Source organism: Lysinibacillus sp. 38-6, assembly GCF_046245175.1.
GTDB lineage: Bacteria > Bacillota > Bacilli > Bacillales_A > Planococcaceae > Lysinibacillus.
In genome coordinates this window covers 885503-898328 of record NZ_CP176417.1, presented here as the reverse complement: position 1 = coordinate 898328, position 12826 = coordinate 885503, and the positions used below count along the sequence as shown (strand labels likewise).

Genomic DNA, 12826 nt, shown 5'->3' with positions numbered 1-12826 from the left:
TTGTACATTCTTGTCTGAAGGGCAAACATATAGCAGTATACCACGGTCTTGCTGTCCGTTGCCTAAATAATTGCCGACCTTAGCTCCAATCAACGGAAGAAAAAAGATAAAAAAAACAAAGGCATCGAGTTCAAACTACTCGATACCTTTTGTCTATGTGTAATGCACGCATGTTGTGCAGTCCTTCAACTATTTTAGAAAAATAAGCTTAAGATAAAGTAAATGGTAGCAGCCATGACAGCTGAGATTGGCATTGTAATTACCCAAGTCGTGACAATTTTACGTGCCATGCCCCATTTTACACCTTTCACACGGTGTGCTGTCCCTACACCCATAATAGAAGATGAAATCACGTGTGTTGTGGATACAGGTAAATGGATTAATGTGGCACCGAAAATAATCGAAGCCGATGCTAAGTCTGCGGCCACACCATTAACAGGGCGAATTTTCATAATTTTACCGCCGACAGTTTTAATAATTTTGTAGCCACCTACCGATGTTCCAAGACCCATCGCACAGGCAGCTGCAAAACGTACCCAGAATGGAATATCATCGCCTTGGTGCAATCCGCCTGCGATTAAAGCAAGTGTAATAATCCCCATTGCCTTTTGCGCATCGTTCGTACCATGTGTAAATGATTGCAATGCAGCTGTACCGATTTGCATTGTTCGGAAGCCTTTATTCGTACGATATAAATTCATATCTTTAAAAATGACTTTAAAGAGTGACATCATTAAAAAACCAGCAGCAAACGCAAGTAATGGTGAGAAAATAAGCGCTTGAATAATTTTAATGAAACCAGCGTAATTAAGAATATCAAAGCCAGCTGCAGCAATTGCCGCCCCTGCTACTGAACCAATTAATGTATGGGAGGAACTAGACGGTATACCGAAATACCACGTTAATAAGTTCCAAGTAATCGCTGACAGTAAAGCAGCCAAAATAACGACTGATCCTGTAATATCTCCGTCATAAGTATTTAGCGTAAACGGGTCAACAATATCTTTCGTTAATGCTTTCGCCACACCAACGAACGTAATCGCTCCAATAAAGTTCATAACAGCAGCCATATAGACAGCCGTACGAGGCTTTAATGCACGCGTTGATACAGATGTTGCAATCGCATTGGCTGTATCATGGAAACCGTTAATAAAGTCGAATACTAGCGCGAAAATAACGACTAATATTGTGATTAGTAATATCGTATCCATTTAGTACACTCCATCTTACGCATTTCGCATAATTATTGTTTCAATTGTATTTGCTACAGTTTGGCAGCAATCTGCAATATCTTCAAATTGTTCGTAAATATCTTTGAATACGATAAGGCGCATTGGATCTTTTTCTTGAATAAATAATTGCTTCATAGAAGAACGGAAAATTTCATCACATTCACGCTCATAGTCTTTAATTTGAATGGCATGTTTACGCATTTCAACAAGCTTTTTACTATTTAGCAGCACCATTGCTTGTACCATTTCATCTGTGCTTTTTGCAATATACGTAAGGAATTGGCGCATTGGCTCCGTTACTTCTGTTAAGTTATACATATTAAAGTGAGCAATGCAGCCTTCCATACCATCGATGACATCATCTAATTTATTGGCAAGTGCTAAAATATCTTCACGCTCAATCGGTGTCATAAATGATTTGTTAAGCATAACAATTAACTCATGAATTAATTTATCACCGCTAGTTTCATACTGTTTCATTGTATCGGCAATTTCTTTCAAAGCATCAAGATTATCTTGAATACGCGCATTGTGTGCGTAGTAAATGCCTTCTTTCACATTTTGAGAGATTTTTAATAATGCTTGAAAAAATGGATCTTGCTTACTTGAGTTGAACATGATGTTCCTCCTGTTGATTAAATATTGTCGATTGCTGCAACTATCATAACAAAACCTTTACATAATTCTACATAACTTTAAAGATAAATAAATTGAATTTACAATAATGTAATATAAAATTCGTCACAATTTTTCGCAGCAACCTTTAACATGTTACAAACGTTGGAATTCTTCTATTAAAAACACGTTTTTTGCTGTAAAATGTAACGTTTTTTCTTTTATTTTTATAAAAATACTTGAAATAATTTTTTTCTTATTATTTAACATTGTAAAGGAATTGTAAACGTCCATTTCACAAAAACGTATTGAAACACCATTGTTATTTTCAGCCATTCACAGTACGCTTACATTAAAACAATAAAATAATAGGATGTGGGTCACCTTATATGGATATCAATTTACTGTCACTAGCAACATTATTAGTATTTGGCTTTATCGCATCCTTTTTGAATGCCATTGTTGGTGGCGGAGGGTTGATTTCATTACCCGCTTTAATGGCAGTTGGCCTACCACCAAGTACAGCCATAGCCACAAACAAGCTTGCCAATACGATTAGTAACGGAACGAGTATGCTCACATTTTTAAGAGCAGGTAAAGTAGACTTTAAACAAATCGGTAAAATTTTACCCTTTATTTTTATTGGCTCATTAATTGGTGCTTACACCGTACATCTTGTGTCGCCATCTATTTTAAAACCACTTATGCTTGTTATGCTCGTACTAGTAGCAACTTATACCGTTTTGAAAAAAGATTGGGGACAAAATGCTACAGAGCGCATTTTAAGTGCTGGCAAAAAGCTTGGCTTCCTTTGTGCTTTTGCTGCAATTGGCTTTTACGATGGATTTTTTGGTCCAGGAACAGGCTCTTTTTTCATTTTCATTTTATTGATGATGGGCAATGACTTTTTACAAGCTGCAGGTAATGCCAAAGCCTTTAATTTCACATCGAATTTAGCTGCTCTTAGTATGTTTTTAGTATTAGGACAAGTTAATTTTATGTACGGTTTACCGATGGGCTTCGTAATGATTTTTGGTGCCATTTTAGGTTCTAAATTTGCCTTAAAACGTGGTACAAAATTAATGCGTATGATATTTATTGTGATGACTTGTTTATTGATCGTGAAAAATGCATGGGATTATTTCGGTTCACATTGATTAAAAAGGTAGCGACTATTTTCGCTACCTTTTTAATTATAAGAATTTTCAATCAATTGACAATAGCTGTTAGCGTGCTATAATACTTTTGGGCTTCACCGCATTGAAGCGCAAAAGTAACTGGTAGGAGGAATCATATGTTTCGCATTGAAGCTAAAAGTAACCCTCGATTTCTCGAGGCTTGCTTCATTACACTATTAATTATTGCCACTATGGCCATTAGTATTGGCTATTTACAGGCAACACCCCATATACCGATTATTCTAGTAATCTCGATTTTAATTGCCTATGGATTATTAAAAAAAGTACCATTTCGTGAGCTAGAATCTGGAATGATTGCTGGAGCTAGTGCAGGTTTAGGTGCTGTCTTTATTTTTTTCTTTATCGGGTTATTAATTTCCAGTTGGATAATGGGTGGTACGATTCCAACACTTATTTACTACGGCTTTTTAACTGTTTCACCTAGCTTTTTCTTTGCTATTGTATTTCTCATTTGTAGCATTGTTGGTGTCTCTGTTGGTAGTTCACTAACAACTGTTGCTACTGTTGGCGTTGCCTTTATGGGAATCGCCGGTGCAATGGATATTTCATTAGCGATCACTGCCGGTGCTATTGTATCGGGTGCCTTTTTTGGCGATAAGATGTCACCCCTATCCGATACTACGAATCTAGCATCTGGTACAGTAGGTGTAGACCTTTTTGAGCATATCAAAAATATGGGTTGGACGACAATCCCTGCCTTTATGATCTCATTTGTTTTATATGCCGTGTTATCACCAGCGGACACCAATACATCTTTTGAAACAGTTGAACAATTTAAAGCAGGGTTACTTTCTACAGGTCTTATTCATTGGTATACATTGCTACCGATTGTTGTGCTTGTCATTATGACACTCTATAAAGCACCTGCGCTGATTACACTTGCAGTTGTTTCCATTGTCGGTGTTGGGCTTGCCTACATACAAGAGCCACTTGCCCTCACCCATGTATTTGATATGCTTTTTAATGGCTACGTGTCCGATACAGGAAATAAGGATGTGGATGCACTCCTTACGCGAGGCGGTCTAAATAGTATGCTCTTTACTATTGCGCTTGTATTACTTGCATTAACAATGGGTGGACTATTATTTACACTCGGTATCATCCAAAGTATTTTAACAAAAATTGAAAGCTTATTTACGAGTGCAGGCTCCGTTATTACCGGTGCCGCACTTACAGGTATTGGCGTCAATACTCTAATCGGCGAACAATACTTATCTATTTTACTTACCGGGGAAGCATTTAAAGCGCAGTTTGCAAAAGTTGGACTGGCACCGAAAAACCTCTCTCGTGTCATGGAGGATGCAGGGACTGTTGTCAATCCGCTAGTACCTTGGAGCGTATGTGGTATTTTTATCGCTAGTGTACTCGATATTCCTACGACAACATATTTACCTTTTACCTTCTTCTGTTTACTCGGCCCAATTTTAACGATAGGGTTTGGTTGGAGTGGTAAGACGTTAACAAAACTTGAAAAATAAACTGTTCTATATTGAATCTACTAGCATACTACGATTACTGTGATGCTAGTAGATTCCTTTTTATTTTTATCATTCCAAATTGGAATCAAAACACCTATTTTATTGCATTTTCGTTCTATCAAGTCCTTTGTTATGCTAAAAACAAAGGAGATGACTATTCATGACAACTCAATGGAATGCTAGTCTTTACGATCAAAAGCACGACTTTGTGTCAAAATTCGGAGCAAATTTAGTGGATGTACTTGCACCACAAACACAGGAACATATTTTAGATGTGGGCTGTGGTACAGGTGATTTAGCCAATGAAATTGCAAGTTTTGGTGCTATCGTTAGAGGAATGGATGCATCAAAAGAAATGATTGGAAGCGCACAGCAAAAATATCCGACGCTTGCGTTCGAAACACAAGATGCCGCTACAATGGACTATACTAATCAATTTGACGCCGTCTTTTCCAATGCCGCTCTTCATTGGATGAAACAACAAGAAAAAGTGATGGCTAATATTTATCGCGCACTCAAACCACATGGACGTTTTGTTGCAGAAATGGGCGGACAAGGAAATATCGCTTCCATCGTTGGAGCACTTCGACAAAGTATGGAAGAGCTACAGCTACCATATAAAGAGCAATATTTCCCGTGGTTTTTCCCTGCTGCTGAGGATTATCAAGCAATGCTCGAAAATGCAGGCTTTACTGTGCAAATGATGACATTATATGAGCGTCCGACCCCGCTTCAAGGTGACGATGGTTTACGTAATTGGTTAGTCATGTTTTCCAACAACATCCTCCAGCATGTAAGTGACGATGACAAGGAGCTAGTATATGCGAAATGTGAAGAACTGTTAAAACCGACCAATTATCAAAATAAACAATGGATTGCTGATTATTGGCGTTTACGTTTTGTGGCGAAGAAATAGCTAACTGAGCTAGGACATAATGTTCGTGTCATGAACCGCCAGTAAATGTCCATGTATCGCCAGTAAATTAGGTGTAATCGCCACGAAATGTTCTTCAATCGCCACAAAGACAGGAGAAATCGCCACCAAACGTTTATAAAAAAAAGTGTTAGATTGATCGTGATCAATCTAACACTTTTGCGTTTCAATCTTATGAACGTGGCCATAACATGACGATAACCCCTATTATACAAATGCCTGCACCTATTACATCTAATATATCTGGCTTTTGCTTATCTATTCCCCAACCCCACAAGACGGAGAGCACAATAAAGACCCCTCCATATGCTGCATAGACTCTACCAAACGTTGGGAATGATTGAAATGTTGCTACGACCCCATATAATGCTAATGCAACACCACCTAAAATGCCCCAATAAAATGGTTTACCTTCTCTAAGCCAAAGCCAAATTAAATAGCCCCCTCCAATTTCGCCAATGCCTGCTATAATAAATAAAATAGTTGCGTAAATCATTCTTTCATTTTTCTCCCTATACAATTTTTAAGACTTCAAAAAAAACAATGCCCCACTGTTAGGAGCCCCAATATGTAAGTGTGTCTGTGACGCCAATCATTAGTAATAAAACACCCGCAATGATTTGAATCGCTCTTGCCATTTTCATGCTAGATTTCATAATCAAACGTTTTGCATCAAACAAATGGAGTAGTGTGAGCATCATAATAAGGGGCACTGACGTAGCAATGCCAAAAATCGCTGGCAAAATAAACCCATATGGCGTTGTAACAACTGTAGGCATTAGCCAAACGAAAAATAGCACAAACATTGTTGGACAAAAGGCAATAGCAAAACAAGCCCCCATCATAAATGACCCCAGCTTCCCTTCTTTCAATACAAATGGAATACGCGTCGATAGTTGGTTTAGCCAAGTTAATTTCAAAACGCCCAATAGAACAAGTCCGGTCAACAACATTATTGGCCCCATTGCCTTGCGAAAAATCGGAAAATAGCTAGTCATGGTCGTTTCAAATGATTGTCCAAATAGCCACGCACATAAACCAATAACACTAAAAACTACGACTTTACCGATCATAAAAAATAATACTTCTCCGAAATTGTCTTTCATTTGAATCGTTCGATTCCCATAGAACGTAATGGCACTTAAATTACCGGTTAATTGACAAGGTGCGAGTGCGCCAACTAACCCAAGTAGTAATGCAATGATAAGTGGAGAATGTTCATAGGAATTTAAAAATAATGTGATAGGTCCACTGATGATTTGACTAATATCTGATAGGAAACGATACACACGCTCACCTTCTTATCACCTGTTTTTATAAATAGCAGTACATACTGCCAAAAATGCTTCACTATTGGCTGTTACGTATTTACTTAAAAAATAAGTATTAGACACAATATGTGAAAACGCCTTTACCGAATAACTATGCAGCAATTGCTCATGATAGACAGATTCAATAACGCTTTGCGGCAAAAAGGCAATTCCCAAACCTTGCTTGACAAAATTTTTAATTACTTCTGTTTGATTTAATTGCATACTTTTATAACTTGGTAATTGTTGTAGCACTTGCTGTACTTCTTGCCAATACGGCGAATATTCATGGGTTAAAATCGTTTCTTGCTGTAAAAGCATCATAGGATCAATATTTTTTTTGCCTATCGGTACAATAAGTTGCAGTGGCTCTTTGGCAAGTATTTTCGTTTGAACATCACGTGTAGACGTTAGTTTCGATAATCCGATATCGACAGCTCCTGCATAAACCGCTTCTCCGATTTCATTGGATTTTAGCAATTCTACGGAAAGTTGAATTGCAGGTTTTTGTTGCTGAAAACGCTCAATAATGGCAGGTAATGTAGAATTGGCAATTTGAGGCGCTACGCCAATCGTTAATTGTGATGTAAAACCGCTTTTCAATGATTGTGTGCTTTGTACTGCTTCATCCACGGTAGCCACTATTTTTTCAGCTTGCCGTAAAAAGTGAGTCCCTAAATAATTTAATTTTACATGTTTGCTATGCCGTTCAAAAAGTGATGTTTGTAAGGCCTTTTCTAAATGCTGGATATGTTTGGAGACCGTTGATTGTGTAATAAAGCGACTTTCGGCAGCCTGTCGAAAATTTTCTGTTTGTGCAGCTGCGATAAACGTGCGTAACCATTCTATTTCCATAGCCTATGCCTCTTCCCTGCCCTTCTACATTCCGCAATCTATCTGTTTAAAAATTGCTTTAAAGCTTCTATTTGTTGCGATGCTTGCTCATAGCCCATATCATAATTTTTGCGCATTTGTGCTGGATTTTTCTCAAAGCTATTTAATGCTTGTGTTGGGCGAAAAATAAATGCTTGTCCCTGTGCCTCTAGCTTTTCGCAATACTCTAGCGAGGCATTATAGTGTTCTGCACGCTTTTGCATACTTTTCACTAAATTAGGATAGCGTTTTGCTAATAGTTTCATCGCCCACTTGCTTTGGCGATCCAATTGTTTACGATAGCCTTTTGGCCGTGTTAATACAAGCACATGCTTGTTAAATCCTTGTTCGACACTATGAAGTATCGGAATGGGCTCAGCTAAACCACCATCGTAATAAGGCGTATTATTCAATTTAATTTCAGGGAATAGGATGGGAATGGCACATGTAGCACGCAACATCATACAGTGGCGATCCATGTCTTTTGCATCCATATATTCCACCTGCCCTGTTGCCGCATTCGTTACACCAAAAAGTAATTGCCCTTTGTATTGCTTATATGTAGCCCAATCAAAAATATCTAGCTCATTCGGAATTACATTATAGGCAAAATCTAAGCCAAATAAGCTTTTTTCTTTCAAGAAATTTTTCCAGCCCATATAACGTTTATCATGGCGATAATCCATTAAAACACGTAAGGAACGCTCCTTTTGCTGTGACACATAGGAACAGGCATTAATAGCACCTGCCGAAATGCCTACAACATAGGGCATCATAATGTCATGCTCTAGAAAAGCATCGAGTACACCAGATGTAAACAATGTACGAAAAGTTCCGCCTTCCAATATTAAACTTGAATCCTCCACATTTACTTGTAGCATGCGATCACTCTTTCACTTTGTATTCCTTTTTAGTTTACCGCAATCAGAGGAGACTTTCTTATTTATTTTCGATTGTTATTTCTTGGCCTTGCCATTTTTATTCTAAAGGTTCTACTAAGTTTATCAGCGATTTCCTCGGGTTTACCCGCGATAGTGGCTACTTTACCCGCGATTCTATCGATTTTACCCGCGATTTGAGCTACTTTACCCGCGATTTCCTCGGGTTTACCCGCGAATACTGCATTCAACGACTACAAAAAAAGACTATAGACAATCTCCTATTTTTCGAGTTTGTCTATAGTCTGCGAAGAGCCTATAAAAAGGAACTTCCTACTTTACGCCATTTTGCCAACAACTTTTACTTTTAATCTTGTAGCATTTTCTGGATGATAAGCAAGTGGTGTTTCTTCCACTTCTACTAATTCGATTGTTTCTGCAAGCGCACCAGCTAATACTGCTTGCTTCACTGCTTTATGTTGCGCATCTTTTAGCGATTCTTCACGTGGTTCTTTTGCATAAATATATATTTGTTCATATTGGCCACTAATTTGCGCAATAGATGCACCAATTGCATTGGCCACACTGCCATGTTCATTTTTAATAATATTCGCTACCCCTCGTAACGTTTCCGGTACTATCACACCACCACCGCCAACTAACACGAGTTGTACATCTTCTGATGAAGTTTTCATTTTATCAATAGCTTGCTCAAGTAAAGCTGCCATAACTTTTTGCACTTCTTTAGCAAATGCTTCATCAAGATGGGCTACTAAACTGCGATCTCCTACATCAGCAAGGCCTAAACGAACGGCAATATCGGTTGCTGTTAGTGTGTTGCCACCAAAAACAAGTGCTTCTTGGCTAATTTTATAACCTACACTGTCAGGACCAACTGTAATCTTGCCATCGTTAACACGAACGATACTACCTCCACCTAGTCCAACTGAAATAATATCGGGCATTCTAAAGTTTGTGCGGATATCCCCTACTTCTACAGCGACAGACGATTCACGTGGAAAACCATCTTGTAAAACACCAATATCAGAAGTTGTGCCACCAACATCCAATACCATCGTATTTTTAATTTGTGATAAATAGGAAGCACCACGAATACTGTTTGTCGGTCCACATGCAATTGTTAAAATAGGGAATTGTTTTGCATAATCAATCGACATCAACGTACCATCGTTTTGACATAAATACACTTCTACATTACGTATTCCCTCAGCTTGCAATGCATGAACAAAGCCTTGTGTTGTCGTTTCAATGACTTTGCAAAGAGCTGCGTTTAAAATGGTTGCATTTTCACGTTCAATTAAGCCGACAGAACCAATTAATGAAGAACAAGAAATGGGAAAATCATCACCGTACACTTGCTGAATCATCTCACGCACTTTCAATTCTTGATCATTTTTAATCGACGAAAAGACCCCAACGATAGCAATCGATTCTACCTTGTGTCGCCAGCCTTCTAATAACGAACGAATTTCATCTTCGTCAAGCTGACTTAAAACTTGCCCATCATATTCGTAGCCACCATGCACTAATGCATAATTGCCTGAAAGGTTTTCAACCATATCTTGCGGCCAAGCAGTATACGGTAATACTGATGCCGTAGCAGGATAACCAAGGCGAATGACGCCGACTTTCGCTAGTTTTTTTCGTTCAACAATGGCATTGGTACATTGTGTTGTCCCTAGCATCGCATGGCTAATTTGTGATTTATCAATCGCTAAATCTTGCAATAAATTGCGTAAAGATGTTTCAATCCCTGTTTTAATATCTAAGCTTGTTGGTGATTTCACACTATGAATCAACTGATTATTATTATCTAATAGAATGGCATCTGTATTGGTGCCCCCTACATCAATTCCAATCTTAAACATGCTTTGCTACCTCCTTTTTGACGATTGCTTCAATTGGCTCATAATCATAGTCATAGCCAAAATATTTTGGACCTGCTGTTTCGATACCTTTTGCTGTGCGCCATTTTTCATTAGCAGGCAAGCCGATGACGCGCACACGTTTACCGTATTTTAAACTTTCTGTAGTGACAGGTAGTAATGTTTCATAATCTACTAAACAAATTAAATCAGGTGTCATGGCAATAACTTGTTCATTTTTTTCTGCAATAAGATTTTCATTTTGGAAATGAACTTTCATTTGCTCTTCTTTATTGGCATCGATGCCTTCTAAGTTCATTTTTCCGAGGTTAAAGCCACCTTTTGTTTCTCGAATAACATCGACAATTTTACCTTGGAATAATTCAAAGCCTGACACAAGGTCTAAAAGTTCTTGAAGCTTGTCTTTCACTTCTTTATTTTTAGAGGCAATAATTTCCCCGATTTTTTCAGAAAGTGTAATAATGTGATGCACACCACTTTGCTTCATTTGTGCACCGGTCGTAGGATATAAGCTCACTAAAGCACTTGCACCCATTTCGACTGTCGCAGTTCGCGCTAAACGTTCTGTCCATTTATTATCAATTGTTTCAAAAATACCGATATTACCTTTTTCATCAGTAATGGCCATCGGCGTTGCTGAAATCCCATCTAAATGGAATGTCACCATTTGCAATTCCGGAAAGGCACGACCCATACCATCACAATCAATCAATGGTAAGCCTAATTGTGCAGCGACAACAATCGGAATCATAGAGTTCACGCCACCCGCTTCCATCGGGTACGTACCTGCAATTTTGTCTTTCCCTAAATACTGGGCAAGCTTTTGGAAAACTTTTACGAATTCATCCCCCCGTGGAAACTTCTCCACTAAAACAGAAGGTGCTCCCATCATGGCAGCAGGAATAAAAAAGTCCTCATCTGCGATTTCCTCAACAGAATACAATTTAACCGGTCCATTTTTTTCAATAGCAGATAGCGCCATCAGCTTGCCGATGTAAGGATCTCCGCCTCCACCAGTGCCTAAAAATGCTGCGCCAATTGCAATATTTTCAATTGCTTCTTTATCTAAATATCTCATCTATTTTCCTCCAATAGTATTGATTTTTGTCCAGCTAAACGATGTCCTACATAATAAATAACAAATGAAATCACAATGCCGATTAATGGCTGATTCGGTATTTGCGGTAATGCAGGGAATAAAGAACAAATAACAGGTGCACTGGCAATAACTGCTCCAGCCAACCATGAAAAGACACCTAAACGATTCACACCATCTACTTCATGCCAACTATTTTTATCGCCTTTATGCAGCAACCAATAAGATGCAATCATAACCCCTGCAACAGGTGGAATCATTGCTGATAACACCGACATAATCGGTGTAAAGTAATTAAGAATGCCCACAACAGCTAGTATTGTGCCGACAGTCCCCGCAATGGCGATTGCCAGCTTTTCTTTTTCCTTGGTCACATTAAACACATTAATTAAGGCAATCCCACCGGAGATCGCATTGACCAAATTTGTTTTCCAAGTCGCTAAAATTAACGCCACCCCACCAATAAATGGAGTTGCAATATTTAAAAAGACTGCCGTAATATCACTTGTCTGATAAGCGATTGTTAATACAGCTCCAACGCCAATCATTAAAATACCAGCTGGAATAATGCCGAACGTAGCCGCTTTTACTACATCGCCACGCTTTTTGGAAAATTGCGAATAGTCACCCGCTATTACGGCTCCTAAAGCAAATGAACCGATTGTGACAGCTAAGCCATCCATAAAGCTCATCGTTTGTTGCGGTTTGTAATCCAAAATAAATTGTAGATGTTCTCCTGTTAACGTTTGGACTAAACCAACTGCACAAATGATGACTAATAATGGCACCGCAATATAACTTAATACACGGAGCACTTTCATGCCATAAATCGCTGAAATCACCATTACTAACCCACTCAGGAACGAAGCGAATGGTGTTGGTATATTGACTTGAAAATGGGCTAATAAATTTGCTAACGCTACCCCACAAACATTGGCCTGAATACCAAACCAGCCTAAACAGGCAATCGCTAAAATAATGGATAAAATTGTGCGCGATCCTGTCTTACCAAATACTTGTCCTGCAATATGGACGGTTGGCTTTCCTAAATCACTGCTTTGCATACCTTGCAAAACCATGATGATCACGACAATGCCATAGCCAACTAACGCTACCGCAAGTGCCATCGGTAAAGTCATACTTGAAATAAGTGTGTTTCCTACTAGTAAACTTGGTATACAAATCATCGCGCCAGCCCAAATAATGCCTAAACTATACCAGGACTGCTCGTTGCCTTCGTTTTTCATCATACGCCCTCCTTTTACTGCCTTGTTTCTTGAATGATTCTAATTATAAAAGACACG

General features: G+C 38.6%; 12 protein-coding genes. 3 read left to right on the top strand and 9 right to left on the bottom strand.

All coding sequences use genetic code 11. From position 1 onward, the window contains the following. Positions 1 to 194: 194 nt before the first annotated feature. On the bottom strand, positions 195 to 1211 hold the full coding sequence (locus ACKVEV_RS04665; protein ID WP_409369244.1) for an anion permease: 1017 nt from the start codon (positions 1209 to 1211) through the stop codon (positions 195 to 197). 15 nt (positions 1212 to 1226) lie between these two features. Then, the gene (locus tag ACKVEV_RS04660; RefSeq protein ID WP_409369243.1) at positions 1227 to 1850 is read right to left on the bottom strand and encodes a DUF47 domain-containing protein; all 624 of its coding nucleotides are present in this window, start codon (positions 1848 to 1850) and stop codon (positions 1227 to 1229) included. Between the two features lie 386 nt (positions 1851 to 2236). Between ACKVEV_RS04660 and ACKVEV_RS04655 the strand changes: the two genes are divergently transcribed. The 3 genes from ACKVEV_RS04655 (at position 2237) to ACKVEV_RS04645 (ending at position 5440) form a co-directional block, all read left to right on the top strand. Next, entirely contained in the window at positions 2237 to 3004 is a 768-nt protein-coding gene (locus tag ACKVEV_RS04655; RefSeq protein WP_409369242.1) for a sulfite exporter TauE/SafE family protein, read from the top strand. A gap of 137 nt (positions 3005 to 3141) precedes the next feature. Next, positions 3142 to 4524, top strand: coding sequence for a Na+/H+ antiporter NhaC (gene nhaC / locus ACKVEV_RS04650; RefSeq protein ID WP_409369241.1), 1383 nt, complete (start codon positions 3142 to 3144; stop codon positions 4522 to 4524). Positions 4525 to 4684: 160 nt separating this feature from the next. After that, positions 4685 to 5440 carry a class I SAM-dependent methyltransferase gene (locus tag ACKVEV_RS04645; protein ID WP_409369240.1) on the top strand — a complete coding sequence of 252 codons (756 nt, stop codon included), beginning with the start codon at positions 4685 to 4687 and terminating at the stop codon, positions 5438 to 5440. A 190-nt stretch (positions 5441 to 5630) separates the two neighbouring features. Here ACKVEV_RS04645 and ACKVEV_RS04640 read toward each other — a convergent pair whose 3' ends face one another. The 7 genes from ACKVEV_RS04640 to ACKVEV_RS04610 all read right to left on the bottom strand — a co-directional run bounded on the left by ACKVEV_RS04640 (position 5631) and on the right by ACKVEV_RS04610 (position 12769). Further along, entirely contained in the window at positions 5631 to 5954 is a 324-nt protein-coding gene (locus tag ACKVEV_RS04640; RefSeq protein ID WP_409369239.1) for a YnfA family protein, read from the bottom strand. Between the two features lie 58 nt (positions 5955 to 6012). Next, the gene (locus tag ACKVEV_RS04635) at positions 6013 to 6747 is read right to left on the bottom strand and encodes a sulfite exporter TauE/SafE family protein (RefSeq protein WP_409369238.1); all 735 of its coding nucleotides are present in this window, start codon (positions 6745 to 6747) and stop codon (positions 6013 to 6015) included. A 15-nt stretch (positions 6748 to 6762) separates the two neighbouring features. Next, the gene (locus ACKVEV_RS04630; RefSeq protein WP_409369237.1) at positions 6763 to 7623 is read right to left on the bottom strand and encodes a LysR family transcriptional regulator; all 861 of its coding nucleotides are present in this window, start codon (positions 7621 to 7623) and stop codon (positions 6763 to 6765) included. Positions 7624 to 7661: 38 nt separating this feature from the next. Beyond that, entirely contained in the window at positions 7662 to 8522 is an 861-nt protein-coding gene (locus tag ACKVEV_RS04625) for a patatin family protein (RefSeq protein WP_409369236.1), read from the bottom strand. Positions 8523 to 8857: 335 nt separating this feature from the next. Next, positions 8858 to 10408, bottom strand: coding sequence for a hydantoinase/oxoprolinase N-terminal domain-containing protein (locus ACKVEV_RS04620; protein ID WP_409369235.1), 1551 nt, complete (start codon positions 10406 to 10408; stop codon positions 8858 to 8860). Next, the gene (locus ACKVEV_RS04615) at positions 10401 to 11504 is read right to left on the bottom strand and encodes a DUF917 domain-containing protein (RefSeq protein ID WP_409369234.1); all 1104 of its coding nucleotides are present in this window, start codon (positions 11502 to 11504) and stop codon (positions 10401 to 10403) included. Before ACKVEV_RS04615 ends, ACKVEV_RS04620 begins: the two co-directional genes overlap by 8 nt. Further along, entirely contained in the window at positions 11501 to 12769 is a 1269-nt protein-coding gene (locus tag ACKVEV_RS04610; protein WP_409370502.1) for a cytosine permease, read from the bottom strand. Before ACKVEV_RS04610 ends, ACKVEV_RS04615 begins: the two co-directional genes overlap by 4 nt. Positions 12770 to 12826: the final 57 nt, after the last annotated feature.

What these genes read in the sequence shown, in the direction of transcription:
- ACKVEV_RS04610 (WP_409370502.1), bottom strand. Translation starts at nt 12,769, where the DNA reads ATGAAAAACGAAGGCAACGAGCAGTCCTGGTATAGTTTAGGCATTATT.
- ACKVEV_RS04645 (WP_409369240.1), top strand. Translation starts at nt 4,685, where the DNA reads ATGACAACTCAATGGAATGCTAGTCTTTACGATCAAAAGCACGACTTT.
- ACKVEV_RS04615 (WP_409369234.1), bottom strand. Translation starts at nt 11,504, where the DNA reads ATGAGATATTTAGATAAAGAAGCAATTGAAAATATTGCAATTGGCGCA.
- ACKVEV_RS04620 (WP_409369235.1), bottom strand. Translation starts at nt 10,408, where the DNA reads ATGTTTAAGATTGGAATTGATGTAGGGGGCACCAATACAGATGCCATT.
- ACKVEV_RS04640 (WP_409369239.1), bottom strand. Translation starts at nt 5,954, where the DNA reads ATGATTTACGCAACTATTTTATTTATTATAGCAGGCATTGGCGAAATT.
- ACKVEV_RS04630 (WP_409369237.1), bottom strand. Translation starts at nt 7,623, where the DNA reads ATGGAAATAGAATGGTTACGCACGTTTATCGCAGCTGCACAAACAGAA.
- ACKVEV_RS04625 (WP_409369236.1), bottom strand. Translation starts at nt 8,522, where the DNA reads ATGCTACAAGTAAATGTGGAGGATTCAAGTTTAATATTGGAAGGCGGA.
- nhaC (WP_409369241.1), top strand. Translation starts at nt 3,142, where the DNA reads ATGTTTCGCATTGAAGCTAAAAGTAACCCTCGATTTCTCGAGGCTTGC.
- ACKVEV_RS04660 (WP_409369243.1), bottom strand. Translation starts at nt 1,850, where the DNA reads ATGTTCAACTCAAGTAAGCAAGATCCATTTTTTCAAGCATTATTAAAA.
- ACKVEV_RS04665 (WP_409369244.1), bottom strand. Translation starts at nt 1,211, where the DNA reads ATGGATACGATATTACTAATCACAATATTAGTCGTTATTTTCGCGCTA.
- ACKVEV_RS04655 (WP_409369242.1), top strand. Translation starts at nt 2,237, where the DNA reads ATGGATATCAATTTACTGTCACTAGCAACATTATTAGTATTTGGCTTT.